This window comes from Actinomadura sp. NTSP31 (genome assembly GCF_041951385.1).
Lineage (GTDB): Bacteria > Actinomycetota > Actinomycetes > Streptosporangiales > Streptosporangiaceae > Spirillospora > Spirillospora napierensis.
In genome coordinates this window covers 21,638-40,493 of record NZ_JBGNUT010000034.1, presented here as the reverse complement: position 1 = coordinate 40,493, position 18,856 = coordinate 21,638, and the positions used below count along the sequence as shown (strand labels likewise).

Genomic DNA, 18,856 nt, shown 5'->3' with positions numbered 1-18,856 from the left:
CCGCCTCCTTGCGACAGAACGGATGCGAGCCGCAGCATATTGGATCGTTCCCGCCGGTCCGGCCCGCCAGTCCGGCTGCGTCACCACAGGCGCAGCGACCGGCGGAAGATCCCCGCGACGTCGTCCTCGGTGACCGGGCGCGGCGACGCCACCAGCAGCCGCTGCTGCCTCATCGTCCCCTCGACCAGGCCGGGGACGTCGGCCTCGCCGTACCCGACGCCGCCGATCCCGTCCGGGATGCCGATGTCGCGCATCAGGCTCAGCAGCGCCCGCGGCAGGTGCTCGGCCGGGTCGTCCGGGCGGTCCATGCCCGGGTCGAGCAGCTCGGCCGCGCGGACGTGGCGCTCCGGCCGGGCCTGGAAGGTGAACCGGAACGCCTCGGGCGCGGTGAGCGACACCGACATGCCGTGCGGCACCATCGGCTCCCCGTCCGGATACCCGGCGGGATGGAAGCCCTTGACCCGCCCGGCGATCGGGTAGGCGTTGGCGTGCGGGATGTGCACGCCCGCGTTGCCGAACCCGAGCCCCGCGAACGTCGCGGCCAGCGCCATGTCGGCGCGGGCCCGCCGGTCCTCCCCGTCCCGGACGGCCGCGCGGAACGACCGGGCGATCAGGCCGAGCGCCCGCTCGGACCACATGTCCGACACCGGGTTCGCGCCGCAGTACGGGACGCGCTGCTCGGGCCGCTTGCGCTCGTACGCGTCGTACGGCTTGGCGGTGTAGCTCTCCAGCGCGTGGCACACGATGTCCATCCCGGCCGACGCGGTGACCTCGGCCGGCTGCGTCACCATCAAGTCGGGGTCGACGACGGCCAGCGCCGGGCGCATCCGCGGATGGCTGATGCCCGTCTTGACCCGCAGGTCCAGGACGTCCAGCACGCACACCGTCGTGCTCTCCGCGCCGGTGCCCGTCGTGGTGGGGACGGCGACCAGCGGCAGCAGCGGCCGCTCCGGGGCCCGTCCCGCGCCGACCGGCGGGTTCAGGTACTCGGCGAGGTCGCCGTCGTTGGTGGTGAGCAGGTTCACGGCCTTCGCGGTGTCGATGGTGGATCCGCCGCCGACCGCGACGTAGGCGTCGTAGGGCCCGGTGTCCCGCGCGTGCTCGACCGCCTCGCGCATGCTCGCGTCCGTCGGCTCGACGCGGACGCGGTCGAACACCGCCGCCTCGATCCCGTACGCCTTCATCGCGCCGGCGACCCGCTGCGGGCCGCCCGTCGCGGCGACGCCCGGGTCCGTCACGACGAGCACCCGGCGGGCGCCGTACTGCGCCAGGTCGTAGCCGATCTCGTCGGCCGCGCCCGTGCCGAACTTCAGTTGCGGCGCGCCGTAGGTGAAGACCGTTTCATCGCCCATGTCCGCCCCTCGATGCCGGTACACGTGATCGTTCCCCACGGTGTCACCGTGCGGACGGGCCGGACAAGGGCGGGGTCGGGTTTCCGGGCCGGCAGCGAAGATCGCCGGCGTCCCGTGCGGCCCGCTGCGGGGCGGGCCGGACGCTAGCCGTCGGCGAGCTCGCCGACCGAGACCCGGACGGCGCGCAGCGCCGCGGTGATCTCGGCGGCGCGCTCGGCGGGCAGCGCGGCGATCCCGAAGCCGGCCTTGTTCAGCGCGGCGGTGGCGTCCTCGGCCAGATCGCGCCCGGCGGGGGTGATCGTGGCCAGCACGACGCGGCGGTCGTCGGGGGAGGGGGCGCGGCCGACGAGGCCGCGCCGCTCCAGGCGCCCGATGACGTTGGTGACGGACGCGGGGTGCACCATGAGCCGGGTGCCCATCTTGCCCATCGGAAGCGTGCCGGTGCGGGTGAAGGCGAGCAGCCGGAGCGCCTCGTAGGCGGCGAAGGTCAGCCCGTGCGGCTTCAGCACGACCTCGATCCGGCTCAGCAGCAGCTGCTGGGCCCGCATCACCGAGGTGACGGCGGCCATGTGGTCGGCGTGCTCGGGCCAGCGGACGCTCCACTGGCGGTGGGCCTCGGCGATGGGGTCGGGGGTGTCGGGCACCGCCCCACCGTATGCGGTCTTGACCTGGTCGCGCACGGAAACTATTTTAACTTCCAAATATTGGATGTCCAAGGGTTGGGGTGGGGGACGTGTCCGGAACGCTCCACAAGCCGGTGCACCCGGTGCGCTTCGTGACGGCCGCCGCGCTGTTCGACGGGCACGACGCGGCCATCAACATCATGCGGCGGATCCTGCAGTCGCAGGGCGCCGAGGTGGTCCACCTCGGCCACGACCGGTCCGTCCGCGAGGTCGTCGACGCCGTGTTGGAGGAGGACGCCCAGGGCGTCGCGATCAGCTCCTACCAGGGCGGCCACGTCGAGTACTTCGAGTACCTGTCGCGCAGCCTCAAGGAGGCCGGCGCCGAGCAGGTGCGGGTGTTCGGCGGCGGTGGCGGCGTGATCGTGCACGAGGAGATCGCGCGGCTCGCGGACGCCGGGGTGCGGATCTTCTCCCCGGAGGACGGGCAGCGGCTCGGCCTGCCCGGGATGATCAACGAGCTGGTCCGGGACTGCGACGTCGACCTGGCGGACGAGCCCGTCCCCGCGGACGCCGTGGTCGCCGGCGACCGGCGCGCCCTCGCCCGGGCGATCACCTGCCTGCAGGCCGGGAAGCTGGCGGACGCCGACCGGGCCGCCCTCGCCGACGCGGCGTCCGGCCGGCGCGTCCCCGTCCTCGGCATCACCGGGACGGGCGGCTCCGGCAAGTCGTCGCTCACCGACGAGCTGGTCCGCCGGCTGCGCGTCGACCAGGGCGACCGGCTGCGGGTCGCGGTGCTGGCCGTCGACCCGACGCGGCGCCGGGGCGGCGGCGCGCTGCTCGGCGACCGCATCCGGATGAACTCCCTGGACGGCGACCGCGTCTTCTTCCGCTCGCTGGCCACCCGCGGCGCCCGCGAGCTGCCCGAGAACGTCGAGGACATGATCACCGCGGTCAAGGCCGCCGGGTACGACCTGGTCGTCCTGGAGACGCCCGGCATCGGGCAGGGGGACGCCGCGATCGTCCCGCTGGTGGACGTCTCGCTGTACGTGATGACGCCGGAGTTCGGCGCCGCGTCCCAGCTCGAGAAGATCGACATGCTCGACTTCGCGGACGTCGTGGCGATCAACAAGTTCGAGCGGCGCGGCGCCGAGGACGCCCGCCGCGACGTGTCCCGCCAGCTGGTCCGCAACCGGGAGGCGTTCGGTCAGCGGCCCGAGGACATGCCGGTGTTCGGCACCAGCGCCGCCACCTTCAACGACGACGGCGTCACCGCGCTCTACCAGCACCTCGGCCCCATGCTCGCCGAGCACGGCCTGAGCCTGGAGGACGGCGCGCTGCCGCACGTCGACACCAAGGTCTCGACCGGCGCCGCCACGATCATCCCGCCGGGCCGCGTGCGGTACCTGTCCGGCATCGCCGAGACCGTCCGCGGCTACCACGCCGACACGGCCGCGCAGGCCGAGGCCGTCCGGCGGGTGCAGCGCCTCGACGAGGTCCGCGCCGAGCTGACCGACGCGTCCGAGGTCGAAGCGCTGCTGGAGAAGGCCCGCCGCGACGTGGCCCCGGAGAACGCGGAGCTGATCGCGGGCTGGCCCGCCGTCGTCGAGTCCTACTCCGGCGACGAGCAGGTCGTGAGGATCCGCGACAAGGAGCTGCGGACCACGCTGACCCGCGAGTCGCTGTCGGGCAGCCGCATCCCGCGCGTCGCGCTGCCCCGCTACACCGACCACGGCGAGCTGCTGCGGTTCCTGCGCGCCGAGAACCTGCCCGGGAAGTTCCCGTTCACCGCCGGGGTGTTCCCGTTCAAGCGCGACAACGAGGACCCGGCCCGCATGTTCGCGGGGGAGGGCGACCCGTTCCGCACCAACCGCCGCTTCAAGCTGCTGTCGGAGGGCCAGCCCGCGACCCGCCTGTCCACCGCGTTCGACTCGGTCACCCTCTACGGCCGCGACCCCGACGAGCGTCCCGACGTGTACGGCAAGGTCGGTACGTCCGGCGTCTCGATCGCCACGCTGGACGACATGAAGGCGCTCTACGACGGGTTCGACCTGTCCTCGCCGACCACGTCGGTGTCGATGACGATCAACGGGCCCGCCCCGACGATCCTGGCGTTCTTCCTCAACACCGCCATCGACCAGGGCGTCGACCGGTTCCGCGAGGAGAACGGGCGCGAGCCGTCCGCCGAGGAGGCCGCGGATATCCGCGCGCGGGTGCTGTCCACGGTGCGCGGCACCGTGCAGGCCGACATCCTCAAGGAGGACCAGGGCCAGAACACCTGCATCTTCTCCACCGAGTTCTCGCTGCGGATGATGGGCGACATCCAGGAATGGTTCATCGCCAACAAGGTCCGCAACTTCTACTCGGTGTCCATCTCCGGCTACCACATCGCCGAAGCCGGGGCGAACCCCATCAGCCAACTCGCCTTCACGCTCGCCAACGGGTTCACCTACGTCGAGTCGTACCTGGCGCGCGGCATGGACATCGACGACTTCGCGCCCAACCTGTCGTTCTTCTTCTCCAACGGCATGGACCCCGAGTACAACGTGCTCGGACGCGTCGCCCGCCGCATCTGGGCCGTCGCCATGCGGGACCGCTACGGCGCCAACGAGCGCAGCCAGAAGCTGAAGTACCACGTGCAGACGTCCGGCCGTTCCCTGCACGCGCAGGAGATGCACTTCAACGACATCCGCACGACGCTCCAGGCGCTCATCGCCATTTACGACAACTGCAACAGCCTGCACACCAACGCCTATGACGAGGCCGTCACCACGCCCACGGCGGAGTCGGTGCGGCGGGCGCTGGCGATCCAGCTCATCATCAACCGCGAGTGGGGCCTGGCGATGAACGAGAACCCGCTGCAGGGGTCGTTCATCATCGACGAGCTGACCGACCTGGTGGAGGAGGCCGTCCTCGCCGAGTTCGACCGGATCAGCGAGCGCGGCGGCGTCCTCGGCGCGATGGAGACCGGCTACCAGCGCGGCCGCATCCAGGACGAGTCGATGCTGTACGAGCAGCGCAAGCACGACGGGTCGCTGCCGATCGTCGGCGTCAACACCTTCCGCCTCCCGGACGCCGGCGACGGCACGCCCGACACGATCGAGCTCGCCCGCGCCACCGAGGACGAGAAGCGCTCCCAGCTGCGGCGGGTCCGCTCCTTCCAGTCCGCGCACGGTACCGAGGCCGAGACCGCGCTGGCCGCGCTGCAGGAGGCGGCGAGGACGGGGGAGAACGTGTTCGCGGTGCTCATGGACGCGGCGCGCGTGTGCAGCCTCCAGCAGATCACCGACGCGTTCTTCGAGGTCGGAGGCCAGTACCGCCGCAATGTCTGAGCGCAGCGAACCCGGGGGCGTGGGGGGCCTGGACGACACCGGCGCGCCCGTCCCGGTCCCGGAGCGGGTGCGGCGGGTGGTGTCGATCGTCCCGTCGCTCACCGAAAGCGTCGCGGAGACCGCGCCCGGCCTGCTGGTCGGCGCCACCGACTGGTGCACGCACCCGGCCGGTCTCGACGTGCCCCGGGTGCGCGGGACGAAGAACCCGGACGTGGAGCGGATCATCGGGCTGCGGCCCGACGTCGTCCTCGGCAACACCGAGGAGAACCGTCCGGCCGACGTCGAGGCGCTGCGCGCCGCCGGCGTCCCGGTGTGGATGACCGAGATCCGCACCGTGGACGAGGCCCTGAAATCACTGCGCCGGATGCTCACCGAGGCGTGCCGCGTCCCCGTCCCGGCCTGGCTGGAGGAGGCGTCGCGGGCCTGGGCGGACGCGGCGCCCGGCACGCCGCGCGCCGCCGTCGTCCCGATCTGGAGGCGTCCCTGGATGGTCGTCGGCCGCGACACCTTCACCGGTGACGTGCTCTCCCGCCTCGGCGTCGCCAACGTCTACGCGGGCCATCCCGAGCGGTACCCGAAGATCCCGCTGCGAGAGCTGAACGCCGCCGGCGCCGACCTCGTCGTGCTGCCGGACGAGCCGTACCTCTTCACCGTCGACGACGGCCCGGAGGCGTTCCCCGGCCACGACATCGCGCTGGTCAGCGGCCGGTACCTCACCTGGTACGGCCCGTCGCTCGTCCAGGCGCCCGCCGCGCTGCGCGAAGCGCTCGCGGCGGCCCGCCCCTACTGACCGGGCTCCCCGCCACCGGGCGAGCGGTGGGTGAACATGGCCTCGAAGCAGCGCGCCATCCGCCCGTCCAGCTCCTCCGCCGGGACGTCGATCTCGCGCGCCAGGTGCTCGCGCAGCAGCGTGTACCCGTAGATCGTGGACGCGATTGCCGCCTGCACGGCCTCCACGTCGTCGATCGGGAGCTCGCCCGCCGCCGCCTCGGCGGCCAGGTCCCGGCGGCCCTCGCCGTGGTTCAGCAGCACCCGGGGCCGGTCGTCGCCGTCCAGCACCAGCAGCGTCGCCAGGACGACCGGCTCCGGGTTGCGCAGGCTCGTCCAGAACAGCCGCGACAGCCGCTTGCGCAGCGGCAGCCCGGCGGCGCCCGCCGCGTCCTCGGCGTTCGGGCGGGACCGGTGGAACAGCGCCGAGCGCAGCAGCGCCCGCCGCGACCCGAAGTACTGGTAGACCAGCCCGCGGTTGACGCCCGCCTCGTCGGCGACCTGCCGCAGGTTGAGGCCGGCGAGCACGCCGCCGCGGCGCAGCAGCGCGATCGCGGCGGCGCGCAGCGACTCCTCGGTCGCGTCCCGGTCGCGGGGCCGCTCGTCCCGGCGCGCCGTGCGCGGGCTGGTCACCATGGCCTCCTCGGAAGCGCCGGTCAGTCCTTCGGGCCGCCCGCCACGTAGATCACCTGGCCGGACACGAACGAGGCGTCCTCGCTCACCAGGAACGCCACGACGCCCGCGATGTCCTCGGGGCGGCCGACCCGGCGGACCGGGATCTGCTGCGCGGCGGCCTTCTTGAAGTCCTCGAAGCCGACGCCGACCCGCTCGGCGGTCGCCGCGGTCATCTCGGTCTCGATGAAGCCGGGCGCGATCGCGTTCGCCGTCACGCCGAACTTGCCGAGCTCGATCGCCAGGGTCTTGGTGAAGCCCTGCATGCCCGCCTTGGCCGCCGAGTAGTTCACCTGCCCGCGGTTGCCGAGCGCCGACGTCGACGACAGGTTGACGATGCGGCCCCAGCCGGCCTTCGTCATGTGCTCCTGCGCGGCGCGGCTCATCAGGAACGAGCCGCGCAGGTGCACCGACAGGACCGAGTCCCAGTCGTCGTCGGACATCTTGAACAGCAGGTTGTCGCGGGTGATGCCGGCGTTGTTCACCAGCACCACCGGCGGGCCGAGCTCGGCGGCGATCCGCGCGACGGCGGCGGCGACCTGCCCGGAGTCGGCGACGTTCACGCCGACGGCGAGCGCCTTCCCGCCGTTCTTCTCGATGGTCTCCACGGTGCCCGCGCAGGCGGCCTCGTCGAGGTCGCAGACCGCGACGGCGAAGCCCTCGCGGGCCAGCCGGACGGCCGTGGCGGCGCCGATGCCCCGCGCGGAACCGGTGACGATGGCGACCCTGGTGTCGGTCATGTCGTGCTCCCTGCCCTCTGTCGAACCCGGGGGTCTCAGACCTGGATGTCCTTGGCGATGATGGTCTTCAGCACCTCGCTGGTGCCGCCGTAGATCCGGGAGACCCGGGCGTCGGTGTACAGGCGCGCGATCGGGTACTCCAGGATGTAGCCGTAGCCGCCGTGCAGCTGCAGGCACTTGTCCACGACGCGCTGCTGCACCTCGGTGCAGAACAGCTTGGCGACGGCGGCGTCGGCCGGGGTCAGCTCGCCGGCGTCCAGGGCCTCGATGCACCGGTCGACCAGCGACCGGGCCGCCTCGACCTCGGTGGCGCACTCGGCGAGGACGAACTTGGTGTTCTGGAACGAGGAGACGGTCTTGCCGAAGACCGTGCGCTCCTGCACGTACTTGCGGGCGAACTCGACGGCGGCGGCCGCGGACGCGTAGGAGCTGGTGGCGATGCCGAGCCGCTCCTCGGCCAGGTTGTGGGTCAGGTAGCCAAAGCCCGCGCCCTCCTCGCCGAGCAGGTCCTCGACGGGCACCTTCACGTCGACGAACGACAGCTCGGCGGTGTCGGAGCTGCGCAGCCCGATCTTCTCCAGCTTGCGGCCGACCGAGTAGCCCTCGCTCTTGGTGTCCACGGCCAGGATCGACAGGCCGGCGCGGCGGTTCTCCGGCGTCGCGGGCGCCGTGCGGGCCACGACCAGCACCCGGTCGGCGAGGACGCCGCCGGTGATGAAGGTCTTGGCGCCGTTCAGGACGTAGTGGTCGCCGTCGCGCCTGGCGGTGGTCTGCATGCCGGCGAGGTCGGAGCCGGCGCCCGGCTCGGTCATCGCGATGGCCGTCATCATGTCGCCGCTGATGAACGGCGGCAGCCAGCGCTTCTTCTGCTCCTCGGAGGCGTACTTCAGCAGGTAGGGCAGCACGAGGTTGACGTGCACGCCGTAGCCGCCGAAGCTCACCCCGGCGCGGGCGCACTCCTCGGAGATCACCGCCTGGTACTTGAAGCTGGTCTCGCCCGCGCCGCCGTACTCCTCGGGCACCTGGATGCCGAAGACGCCCAGCTCGCCGAGCTTGTTGTAGAAGTCGCGGGGCGGGTGCCCGGCCTGCTCCCACTCCTCGTAGACCGGAGCGACCTCGGCCTCGATGAAGTCCCGGATGGTCTCCCGGAACGCCTCATGGTCCTCGTTGAACAGGGTGCGGCGCACGCTCTGCCCCTTTCGGTGCGTAACTATCAGAACGCTAACTTAGCTCGAATCTCGTTCTAGCAGCAAATACCGCCGAAGCGCGAGCCGAGGCCGGACCACCCCGCCGGAGCAGATGGCGGAATCTAGCGTTCCGTTCGCCTGGAGGGCGTCAGCAGCCGGGCTCGCAGACGCGCCGAGAGACGGCCTTGAGGAAGATCCCCTGGATCTGCTGCGGCGTCTCGGCGACGTAGACCTCCCCGTGCGTCTCGTGCGCGATGCGCCGCAGGTCCCGGACGTCGACGTCGGGTCCGTAGCCGAGCATGTTGATCTGGACGGGCCGCTCCGGGTCGTAGGTGCGGCGCAGCTCGGCGAGCGTCTCGTCCAGGGTCGGGCCGTCCGGGTCCTCGTCGCGGCCGTCGGTCCAGACCAGGATCGAGTTGACGAACTCGGGCTTGTAGGAGCGGGTCATGGAGTCGAACGCCGCCAGGACCGTGTCGTACAGGCCGGTGTCGCCGTGCCGCTTCACCTGCATCTGCGCGAAGGCGCTCAGCACCCGCTGCCGGCGGGTGGACGACCCGAGCCGCTCCCCGAGCGGCCCCACGCTCACCAGCTCGCGCCAGTCACGGCCGCCCGGCAGGTCGGTGGAGAACTCCCACTGGCCGAGCTCGCTGTCGTCGGGCAGCAGCGACAGGCCGCCCTGGGCCGTCCGGATCGTCGACTGCAGCCGCGACACCCCCGGCGCGACCGGCTCGGCCATCGAACCGGAGACGTCCATGATGCTGAGCATCCGGATGCTCAGCGACAGCTGCGCCCACGCCTGCATGGTCTGCGCGACCGTGGCGGCGGGCGGGGCGGCCAGCGCGTGCGGGACCTGCGGGTCCACGCCCGCCCGCGCGGTGAACGACGCGGGCGCGGCGCCGTCCGGCGTCCGCAGGCCGAGCCCGTGGACCTGGGCGCGGAAGGCCTTCGAGGCGAGCGCCTTCTGGAACAGCCTGCCGGTGCGCAGCTTCGCCGGGTCCTTGTCCAGGACGGTGACGGGGTAGTCGAGGAACACCGAGCCCTCCGCCGGATACACCGCGACGGCCGGATCGGCCGGGCGCCCGGCGTTGTAGGCGTACACGGCCCGCTCGGGCGCGAGGGCGACGGGATAGGGCTGTTCCGCGCCGCCCCGGAAGGCGGTGAACTCGGCGTTCACCGATGCGGCGACGCCCTCCCGGATCGTCCGCACCACGCCGGTGAACACGGCCTCGCCGTCCGGCGAGCCGCCCATCAGCGCACCGGCCAGCATCAGGGTCCCCATGCCGGTCGCGCTGCGGTCGGGGTCGGGCACCTGCAGCCTCAGCAGGTGCGCCGGGATGGCGCCGCCGCCCGCCCCGGCCGCCGGGGCCCCGGCGTCGTCCGCCGTCCCGGCGGCCACGAGCAGGTCCCGCCAGGACGGCCGGGCCGGCACGCCCGCCTGGCGCAACTGCCCGGCGAGGGTCTTCGGCATCGCCACCACGATCGGGCTGGAGGCGATCCCGCCGAGCCCGGTGAACGACGCCCCGTTCCCCGGCCGGCCCGCGCCCTGCACGAGCCTGATCCACAGCGAGGAGTCCGGGATCCAGACGTCCGGCCGCTCGGTCACCCCCGTCGACCCCTTGCCGGACAGCAGCGTCGCCACCGCCGCCGGGTCCGCCGCCCCGACCCGCACCCGCGCGCACCGGCCGCCGACCTCGTGCCGGTCGTCGTTGAAGCGGCCCGCCGCCTTCGCCACGGCCGGCTCGATGTCGGGCGCCGCCGCGACCGACACCGTCACCGCGTCGCCGCCCGAGCAGCCGCCGCCCTGCGCGGCGAGCGCGTACACGCCGAGGCCCGAGAGGACGACCAGCCCGGCCGCGGCCGCCAGCGGGCCGAGCATGATCCCCGGGCGCCGCCGCGGTGCGCGCACCGCGCCGTGCCGCCCGTGCCCGCCCCCCTTGCCGGCGGCGTGCGCCGGCCCTCCCGCCCTCGGCGGCGGGGGAGGGGGCGGCCCGAACGCCGGCTCCCCGGGCGGCCGTGCCCGATCGCGCCGCGGGACCCGCGCGGCGGGGTTCGCCCCGCCGGGGTCCGAGGCGCCGAGGAAGTCGCGGGGCACCGCATAGCCGCCCGAGTCGGACGGGTTGCGCGGCGCCCAGTCGGGCACGTCGTCGTCGGGTCCGCTCATCGCGGGCCTCCGTCCACCGGGCGGACGCATCGGGCCGCGGCGCGCCGTGCCATGACTCGCCTCCTCGCGGAGCGTGAGACAGATCATCAATGTGTCTCAGTCGGTCGGGTGTGATGTTCGTCTCGCCGGCCGGCCCCGTCAAGGGTTTCGCCGGCACCGGACTGGGCGGCACCGCGATCAGGAGGACGCGGGGACCTCGGCGAGCAGGGAGCCCAGCCCGGCCGCGCGGGCCGGCGCGACGTCTCCGGGCGCCCGGCCCGCCAGCGCCGAGCGCAGCCCCGCGATCCGCCGCCCGAGGTCGACCGGCGCGCCGCCGCCCACCTCGTCCAGCAGCGCGGTCACCAGGGTCGCCAGCTCGGTGCCGAACCCCGGCCGCACTTCGCCCACCGCCATGCCGACGTCCAGTGAGCGCCGCATCCGCGCCAGCGCGCTCACCGCCGCGGCACGGACCGCTCCGGCCGGAACCACGCGAACAGCCGGCGTACTGGGCGGCTCCACGGCCGCCGGCCGGCTCGCCGTCGCCCGCACCGGCCCGCCCGGCAGCGGCACCACCACGTCCGCAGGGGCGTCCCGCAGGGAGGACAGGGTCGTCAGCAGAGGCAGAAGGGCCAAGGCCAGCACTGCGGCGCAGACCCCACCGAGGCGCGCCGCCCGCCGCACACGGGGCCGCCCGGCGGTGCGCTCGGCCCCTGCGGGCGACGCCGGCGGCAGCTCCCAGGAGGCGAGGATGTGCGCCGCCTCCGCCGCCGACGGACTGCCGGCGCCGTCCCCGTCCCGGCAGTGCGCCACCAGCCCGCCGAGGCCCGCCGATCCGTCCACCGGCCCGCCGGGGTCCCCGGTCAGGCACTCGGCGATCAGCCGGCCGAGCGCCCGCACGTCGTCGCCCGGGTCGCCGACGTCGCCGCCGGCGCGGATGACCGCACCGGCGGGGCCGAGACCGAGCAGCTTGACGCCGTCCGCGGTGAGGAGGACCTCGGCGGGCGTCAAAGCGCCGTGCACGGCCCCGCAGTCATGGGCCGCCGCCAGGACCCCGGCGACCCGGGCGCAGACCGCCACGGCCTCTTGAGGCGGCGGCAGGCCCCGCGCCAGGCGGGCGGCGAGGGTCTCGCCGCCGGGGAACTCCGTCACGACGTACAGCAGCGGGTCGCCGTCCGGTCCTTCGGCCTCGCCGCAGTCGAAAGTGGTGACAGCGCAGGGATGCGCCGGCGCAGGGGCCCGCATCGCGTCCCCGATCCGCTCGCGCAGTGCCGCCTCCCGGTGCGGCACGGGGACGAACGTCAGGGCGACGCGGCGCTCGAGCAGCTCGTCGCGCCCGCGCCACACCTGCGCGCGGCCGTGCCGGGCAAGGCGTCGCTCCATGCGGTACCGGCCGTCCAGCCGAAAGCCCGGGTCCACGGGACCTCCCCTCTGGCGCGGGGATGGCGTTCACCCACGGTGCAGTACGCACCACGGCCCGGATCGGGACGGACGGGAACGGAAAAAGTTCGGATCCGCCTGATTTCGGCGCGTGGCCGAAGCAGGCCAGCACCGGGACTTGCGGAAGCGCGGAGATCTTGCTGGGGCCGCCGGCCGGAGGTCAAGGGGAGGCATCGGGGCGGTAGTGCGCGGACCCCCGGACATGAAAAGCGGCGCCGGGTGGATACGGGGGCAACCCACCCGGCGCCGCATCATCGGTGTTCCGACGGGGGCCCGGAACACCGGCACGGGCGCCCCGACGGGGGACCAGAGCGCCGGTACAAATCGTACACCGAAACCCCCCGCGGTTAGTCAAGAGAATGTCACGACCCGATTTCCGGTCGCTGTCCGGAAACCCGCTTCTGTTCGGCGCCCTCGTGATCCTCGAAGTGCGCCGACGGAGTCGGCTCCCGGCCGCCGTTCGCGAAGATCACCGCGACGTACGGCAGCAGCAGCGCGCCGACCACCAGCAGCCCCGCCAGCCACACCGGGGCCCCGGCCACCACGCTCACCACCGCGCCGACGAAGCAGACCGTCCGCACCCCCATCGACCACAGGTAGCGCCGCTGCCGGTAGCCGATGTCCTCGGACATCGGGCGGGGAGCGTCGGTGACCGTGTAGACCTCCGGCCCCCGGCGGTGATTGACCTTCACCATTCCACGGTAAGCCCATGGAGTCCGATAGGCGACAGCAGGACGGTCAAGAGATGGGAGACCGGGCATGACGGATCGCACGTACCGGGTGACGGAGATCGTGGGCACCTCCCCGGAGTCGGTGGAGAGCGCCGTCCGCAACGGCATCAGGCGCGCCTCCCAGACCCTGCGCCACCTCGACTGGTTCGAGGTGAAGGAGGTGCGGGGCCAGATCGAGGACGGCGAGGTCGCGCACTACCAGGTAACGATCAAGGTCGGCTTCCGCCTGGAGGACGCCTGACATCCCCGCCCCGCACCCCCGCGCGCAAGCGGGGGTGTGGGGGTGCCCCCCACCGGGGGGCGTGGGGGGCTGGCCCCCCACCGGGGGTGACCGGAGCGCCAGCGGAGCGCCAGCGGAGCGCAAGGCGACGGTCGCCCCCGCATCGGGGGGTGTGGGGGGTCGCCCCCCCACACCTAACTCGCCTGGGACACCGTCGACATGTTGAAGTCGCCCACCCTCACCGCGGGCATCGCCGCCCGGGTGAAGTAGTCCGACCATTCGCGCGGCAGCGTCGGGACGGTCTCGCCGACCTCGGTGAGCCGGGACAGCAGGTCGACCGGGCTCTCGTTGAACCGGAAGTTGTTGACGGCCCCGACGACCTCGCCGTTCTCGACGAGGTAGACGCCGTCGCGGGTGAGGCCGGTCAGCAGCAGGCTCTGCGGGTCGACCTCGCGGATGTACCACAGGCAGGTCAGCAGGAGCCCGCGGTCGGTGCGGGCGATCATCTCCTCCAGGGACGCGCCGCCGTCCGGGCCCGTCATCGACAGGTTGTCGATGGACGGCGTGAGCGGCAGCCCGGTCCGGTCGGCGGAGTGCCGGGTCTGGGCGAGCGAGGTGAGGGTGCCGCCGGAGATCCAGTCGGTGGCGCCGAGCGGGAGGCCGTTGTCGAACACGGAGGCCTCGCGGCTGGAGGCGTGCGCGACGACGAACGGCGCGCACTCCATGCCGGGCGCGGCGGGGTCGCTGGACAGGGTGACGGGCAGGCTCGCCAGCCGTTCCCCGACGCGGGTGCCGCCGCCGGGGGCGCTGAACACCGTCCGGCCGTCGGCGGCGTCCTGCGCGCCCGCCGACCAGTACAGGTAGACCATCAGGTCGGCGACCGCGGACGGCGGCAGGATCGTCTCGTAGCGGCCGGCGGGCAGGTCGACGCGCCGGGCGCCCCAGTCCAGCCGGCGGGCGAGCCCGGCCGCGAGGGCGGGGACGTCCACGTCGGCGAAGTCGCGGGTGCCGGCGCCGGCCCAGGCCGAGCCGCCGGCGCCCTTGGCGTTCAGCTCCAGCAGGCCGGTCGGCTGGTCGTGGCGCAGCCGCACGCCCGCGGAGGTGCCGAGGAACGTCGAGGTCAGCACGTGGTTGGCGAACCCGTACAGCCGGTTGCCGGCGTCCTGCGCGACGCCGAACGCCTCGCCGAGCGCGGGCGCGACGCCCTCGAACACCCCGATCCCGGTCTCGGCGGGCGCGTCGTCCCAGCCGGCCGCGGCGGGCCCGCCGGCGACCAGCGGCGCGGCGTCCTCGGCGGCCTCGTTGCCGGCGGCGTCGGCCTCGGCGGCGCGCACCAGGTCCTCGATGCCGTCGGCGCCGACCGCGGACCGCGACACGACGCCGGCGGCGACGCCGTCGCCGGTGCGGCGCAGCGCGATCACGGTCAGCCGGCTGGAGCGGGTGACCCCGTTGGTGGTGAGGGTGTTGCCCGCCCAGCGCAGGTTCGCGGTGGTGGACTCGTCGGCGATGACGACGCAGTCGTCCGTCCGCGACAGGGCGAGCGCCCGCTCCACCGCCTCTTGCGGCCTGATCACGCTCACTGCCCGGCCTCCTGCACGGTGTTGAGGATGTTGACGCCGCGGAACAGCGCGGCCGGGCAGCCGTGGCTGACCGGCGCGACCTGCCCGGGCTGGCCCTTGCCGCAGTTGAACGCGCCGCCCAGCACGTAGGTCTGCTGGCCGCCGACGGCCTCCATCGAGTTCCAGAAGTCGGTGGTGGTGGCCTGGTAGGCGACGTCGCGGAGCTGGCCGGCGAGCCGGCCGTTCTCGATCCGGTAGAACCGCTGCCCGGTGAACTGGAAGTTGTACCGCTGCATGTCGATCGACCAGCTCTTGTCGCCGACGATGTAGATGCCGCGGTCGACGCCGGAGATCAGCTCGTCGGTGGACGGCCCGTCCGGCGCGGGCCGCAGCGACACGTTCGCCATCCGCTGGATCGGCATGCTGGACGGGGCGTCGGCGAACGCGCAGCCGTTGGAGCGCTCGGCGCCCGTCAGCCGGGCGATGCGCCGGTCGGTCTGGTAGCCGGTGAACAGCCCGCCGGAGACGATGTCGAACGACTGGGTCTCGACGCCCTCGTCGTCGTAGCCGATGGTGGCGAGGCCGTGCTCGGTGGTGCGGTCGCCGGTGATGTTCATGACCTTGGAGCCGTACTGCAGGTTCCCGAGCTTGTCGGGGGTGGCGAACGAGGTGCCGGCGTAGGCGGCCTCGTAGCCGAGCGCGCGGTCCAGCTCGGTGGCGTGCCCGATCGACTCGTGGATGGTCAGCCACAGGTTGGACGGGTCGACGACGACGTCGTAGGCGCCGGCCTCGACGGTGGGCGCGGCGAGTTTCTCGGCGAGCAGTTCGGGGATGCGGGCGAGTTCCCCGTCCCAGTCCCAGTGCGCGCCGGTCAGCCATTCCCAGCCGTATCCGGCGGGCGGCGCGAGGGTGCGCATGGTGTCGAAGACGCCGTCGGCGATGCCGACGGCGTCCAGGACCGGGTGCAGCCGGACGCGCTGCTGGGTGGTGACGGTCCCGTTGAGGTCGGCGAAGAACTTGTTCTCCTTGACCTGCAGCAGGGTGGCGTCGACGTGGTCGACGCGGGCGTCGGCGAGCAGCCCGCGGCTCCAGTCGGCCAGCAGCGCGACCTTCTCGGCGGTCGGGACGTCGAAGGGGTCGGTCTCGTAGGCGGACACCCAGGTGCGCTCGCCGTGCGCGGGCTCGGGCGCCAGCTCGATGGGCTCGCGGTTGACGGGCCGGGCGACGGCGGCGACCTCGACGGCCTGCTCGGCGACCCGGGCGGCGCCGGCGGGGGTCAGGTCGATGCCGGCGGCGAACCCCCAGGTGCCGTCCTTGACGACCCGGACCGACAGGCCGAGGTCGTCGGCGTCCAGCGCGGTCTCCAGGGCGGCGTCGTGCAGCCGCAGCGTCTGGCTGCGGATGCGTTCGAGGCGGAAGTCGGCGTGCTCGGCGCCGAGTTCCCTGGCCCGGGCGAGGGCCGCGTCGGCCAGCGTGCGCAGCGGCAGCGCGGTGAAGGCGGGATCGATGTCATGCACCCTTGGCAACCTACCTCGGGGGCCGCCTCCCGCCCCACCCGTGCGGCGGCGAACAAAGCGGGGGAGACGGATCTTGTCGGGAAGGCACATCCTCTTCGCCGCGGGGGCCCGCTAGGGTCAGGCGATGTCGTCCCGGGACGACGGCTCCGGGCCCGGTGCCCGGCCGCGGGCGGATCGGCGCGCACGGCGAGCCGCGCACCGGAGGACGCACCTACAAGCAGCCTACGAGAGGGTCGTGATGAGTCGCTCTGTCCTCGTGACCGGGGGGAACCGGGGCATCGGCCTGGCCATCGCCCGCGAGCTGGCCGCGGCGGGCGACGCCGTCGCCGTCACCTACCGGTCGGGCGAGCCCCCGGCGGGGCTGTTCGGCGTGCGGTGCGATGTGACCAGCGCCGAGGACGTCGACGCGGCGTTCGCCAAGGTGGAGGCGGAGCAGGGCAAGGTCGAGGTGCTCGTCGCCAACGCCGGCATCACGAAGGACACGCTCCTGGCGGTGATGAGCGAGGAGTCGTTCACCTCGGTGCTGGACACGAACCTGACCGGCGCGTTCCGCGTCGCCAAGCGCGGTGTGAAGGGCATGATGCGGGCCCGCACGGGGCGCATCGTGCTGGTGTCGTCGGTGGTGGGGCTGCTCGGGTCGCCGGGGCAGGCGAACTACGCGGCGTCGAAGGCGGGCCTGGTCGGGTTCGCCCGGTCGCTGGCCCGCGAGCTGGGGTCGCGGAACATCACGGTGAACGTGGTCGCGCCCGGGTTCGTCGACACCGACATGACCGCGGTGCTGACCGAGGACCAGCAGAAGGGGATCACCGCGGCGATCCCGCTGGGCCGGATCGCGCGGCCCGAGGAGGTCGCCAAGGCCGTGCGGTTCGTGGCGAGCGAGGACGCCGCCTACATCACCGGGGCCGTGATCCCGGTCGACGGCGGCCTGGGAATGGGGCACTGACACGTCATGGGAATCCTCGAAGGCAAGCGGATCCTGGTCACCGGCGTCCTCACCGACGCCTCCATCGGCTTCCACGTCGCGCGGGTCGCGCAGGAGCAGGGCGCCGAGGTGGTGCTGACCGCCTACCCGCGCCCCACCCTCACCGCGCGGACCGCGAAGCGGCTGCCGTCGGGTCCGGAGAACCCGCCGCCGGTCATCGAGCTCGACGTGATGAACACCGAGCAGCTGAACGCCCTTGAGGGCAACCTGCGCGCGCACGGCTTCGACCACCTCGACGGCGTGATGCACGCGATCGGCTTCGCGCCGCAGACCGCGCTCGGCGGCAACTTCCTGGAGACGCCCTGGGAGGACGTGGCGACGGCGATACACGCCTCCACGTACTCGCTGAAGTCGCTGACGATGGCGTGCCTGCCGCTGATGAAGGACGGCGGCTCGGTCGTCGGCCTCGACTTCGACGCCACCAAGTCGTGGCCGGTGTACGACTGGATGGGCGTGGCGAAGGCCGGCCTGGAGTCGTGCGCCCGCTACCTGGCCAAGTACCTCGGCCCGCAGGGCATCCGCGTGAACCTCGTCGCGGCGGGCCCGCTCGCCACGATGGCGGCCAAGAGCATCCCCGGCTTCGAGGGCATGACGGAGATGTGGCCGAAGGCGGCCCCGCTCGGCTGGGACATCAAGGACAGCGAGCCGACCGCGCGGGCCTGCGTGGCGCTGCTGTCGGACTGGTTCCCGGCCACCAGCGGCGAGATCGTCCACGTCGACGGCGGCCTGCACTCCATCGGCGCCCCGGACGTGTAGTCGCCGCGGTTCGCCGTCCCCGCGGTTTCGCGGGCGAGGCCCCTTCCCCGCGCGGGGAAGGGGCCTCTCGCGTTCGCGTCAGCGGCGGCGCGCCGCGGCGGCCCGGCGGAGGGAGCGGCCCGCGACGCTGATGTTGAGGGCGGCCACGGCGCCCGCGGCGCCCGCGGCGGCGGCGACCCACAGCATCTGGCCGTCGTCGTGCTCAGAGGCCGCGACGGGGGAGATGAGGCGCGTCTGCGGCAGCGCGGCCACGCCGGCCGCGTTCCGGTAGGCGTTCGGGTCGGCCGCGATCTCCGGGGTGGGCAGCACGCCCGGCAGGCCGGAGGAGAGCGCCGGGGCCTTCCCGTCGTAGGGCTTGAGGCCCTCCGCGCCGGTCATCGTGGACGGTCCGGCGCCCCCGCCCGAGGGCGACGAGGCCGCCGGGCCCGAGCCGCCGGCCGGGGCCTTGGACTTCTTGGGGGCGCTGCTCTTCGGGGCGCTGGGCTTCTTGCTCTTGGTGGGCCCGGGCGTGGGGGTCGGTGTCGGCGTGGGCGTCGGGGTCAGCGCCTTGCGCAGGTTGCCGAGGTTGCACTTCCAGTTGTCGATGGTGCTGGCCGGGTCGGTGCCCTTCTTGCACGTGTCCGCCGCCGCCTCGCTCGCGGGCGCGGCCAGCAGCAGGACCAGGGCGCCCGCCGAGACCGCGGCCGAAGCCGTACCGAGCCGCCTGAGCCGCTGGGGCATGTCGCTCCTCCGCCTGCCGTGATGCTGTTGTTGACATCCGGTCCAACGAGACGCGGACACGGAGGTCACGGTCAACTCGCGCGCCAATTGGTCCGATCGTGCCCCATACGGGCCCAACCGTAA

General features: G+C 73.5%; 16 protein-coding genes. 5 read left to right on the top strand and 11 right to left on the bottom strand.

The window, feature by feature from the left end:
* Positions 1–80: 80 nt before the first annotated feature.
* Entirely contained in the window at positions 81–1,352 is a 1,272-nt protein-coding gene (locus ACA514_RS39770) for a hydroxyacid-oxoacid transhydrogenase (RefSeq protein WP_375046474.1), read from the bottom strand.
* 143 nt (positions 1,353–1,495) lie between these two features.
* Entirely contained in the window at positions 1,496–2,032 is a 537-nt protein-coding gene (locus ACA514_RS39765) for a MarR family transcriptional regulator (RefSeq protein ID WP_375046473.1), read from the bottom strand.
* A gap of 53 nt (positions 2,033–2,085) precedes the next feature.
* Between ACA514_RS39765 and icmF the strand changes: the two genes are divergently transcribed.
* Together icmF and ACA514_RS39755 are read left to right on the top strand one after the other, a co-directional pair.
* Positions 2,086–5,304, top strand: coding sequence for a fused isobutyryl-CoA mutase/GTPase IcmF (gene icmF, locus ACA514_RS39760; protein WP_375046472.1), 3,219 nt, complete (start codon positions 2,086–2,088; stop codon positions 5,302–5,304).
* Positions 5,297–6,094: a helical backbone metal receptor gene (locus ACA514_RS39755; protein WP_375046471.1), complete on the top strand. Its 798-nt coding sequence runs from the start codon at positions 5,297–5,299 to the stop codon at positions 6,092–6,094. Before icmF ends, ACA514_RS39755 begins: the two co-directional genes overlap by 8 nt.
* Here ACA514_RS39755 and ACA514_RS39750 read toward each other — a convergent pair.
* The 6 genes from ACA514_RS39750 to ACA514_RS39725 form a co-directional block, all read right to left on the bottom strand.
* On the bottom strand, positions 6,088–6,708 hold the full coding sequence (locus tag ACA514_RS39750; RefSeq protein WP_375046470.1) for a TetR/AcrR family transcriptional regulator: 621 nt from the start codon (positions 6,706–6,708) through the stop codon (positions 6,088–6,090). The genes ACA514_RS39755 and ACA514_RS39750 overlap by 7 nt on opposite strands.
* A 20-nt stretch (positions 6,709–6,728) precedes the next feature.
* The gene (gene fabG, locus ACA514_RS39745; protein WP_375046469.1) at positions 6,729–7,484 is read right to left on the bottom strand and encodes a 3-oxoacyl-ACP reductase FabG; all 756 of its coding nucleotides are present in this window, start codon (positions 7,482–7,484) and stop codon (positions 6,729–6,731) included.
* A gap of 35 nt (positions 7,485–7,519) precedes the next feature.
* On the bottom strand, positions 7,520–8,671 hold the full coding sequence (locus ACA514_RS39740; RefSeq protein WP_375046468.1) for an acyl-CoA dehydrogenase family protein: 1,152 nt from the start codon (positions 8,669–8,671) through the stop codon (positions 7,520–7,522).
* 148 nt (positions 8,672–8,819) lie between these two features.
* Positions 8,820–10,832, bottom strand: coding sequence for a substrate-binding domain-containing protein (locus ACA514_RS39735; RefSeq protein ID WP_375046467.1), 2,013 nt, complete (start codon positions 10,830–10,832; stop codon positions 8,820–8,822).
* A 177-nt stretch (positions 10,833–11,009) separates the two neighbouring features.
* Positions 11,010–12,227: a hypothetical protein gene (locus ACA514_RS39730; protein WP_375046466.1), complete on the bottom strand. Its 1,218-nt coding sequence runs from the start codon at positions 12,225–12,227 to the stop codon at positions 11,010–11,012.
* Between the two features lie 383 nt (positions 12,228–12,610).
* Positions 12,611–12,943: a DUF3099 domain-containing protein gene (locus tag ACA514_RS39725; RefSeq protein WP_375046465.1), complete on the bottom strand. Its 333-nt coding sequence runs from the start codon at positions 12,941–12,943 to the stop codon at positions 12,611–12,613.
* 64 nt (positions 12,944–13,007) lie between these two features.
* Between ACA514_RS39725 and ACA514_RS39720 the strand changes: the two genes are divergently transcribed.
* On the top strand, positions 13,008–13,220 hold the full coding sequence (locus tag ACA514_RS39720) for a dodecin (RefSeq protein WP_285919753.1): 213 nt from the start codon (positions 13,008–13,010) through the stop codon (positions 13,218–13,220).
* Positions 13,221–13,393: 173 nt separating this feature from the next.
* On the opposite strand, the gene ACA514_RS39715 is transcribed toward ACA514_RS39720, so the two are convergent.
* Together ACA514_RS39715 and ACA514_RS39710 are read right to left on the bottom strand one after the other, a co-directional pair.
* Entirely contained in the window at positions 13,394–14,770 is a 1,377-nt protein-coding gene (locus tag ACA514_RS39715; protein WP_375046547.1) for a metallopeptidase TldD-related protein, read from the bottom strand.
* Positions 14,771–14,775: 5 nt separating this feature from the next.
* Complete coding sequence (locus ACA514_RS39710; protein WP_375046464.1) at positions 14,776–16,275, bottom strand: TldD/PmbA family protein; 1,500 nt, start codon at positions 16,273–16,275, stop codon at positions 14,776–14,778.
* A 238-nt stretch (positions 16,276–16,513) separates the two neighbouring features.
* Between ACA514_RS39710 and ACA514_RS39705 the strand changes: the two genes are divergently transcribed.
* Together ACA514_RS39705 and fabI are read left to right on the top strand one after the other, a co-directional pair.
* On the top strand, positions 16,514–17,218 hold the full coding sequence (locus tag ACA514_RS39705) for a beta-ketoacyl-ACP reductase (protein WP_375046463.1): 705 nt from the start codon (positions 16,514–16,516) through the stop codon (positions 17,216–17,218).
* A gap of 6 nt (positions 17,219–17,224) precedes the next feature.
* A complete protein-coding gene (gene fabI, locus ACA514_RS39700; protein WP_375046462.1) occupies positions 17,225–18,013 on the top strand; it encodes an enoyl-ACP reductase FabI in 789 nt (262 codons plus the stop codon).
* 78 nt (positions 18,014–18,091) lie between these two features.
* On the opposite strand, the gene ACA514_RS39695 is transcribed toward fabI, so the two are convergent.
* The gene (locus tag ACA514_RS39695) at positions 18,092–18,733 is read right to left on the bottom strand and encodes a hypothetical protein (RefSeq protein ID WP_375046461.1); all 642 of its coding nucleotides are present in this window, start codon (positions 18,731–18,733) and stop codon (positions 18,092–18,094) included.
* Positions 18,734–18,856: the final 123 nt, after the last annotated feature.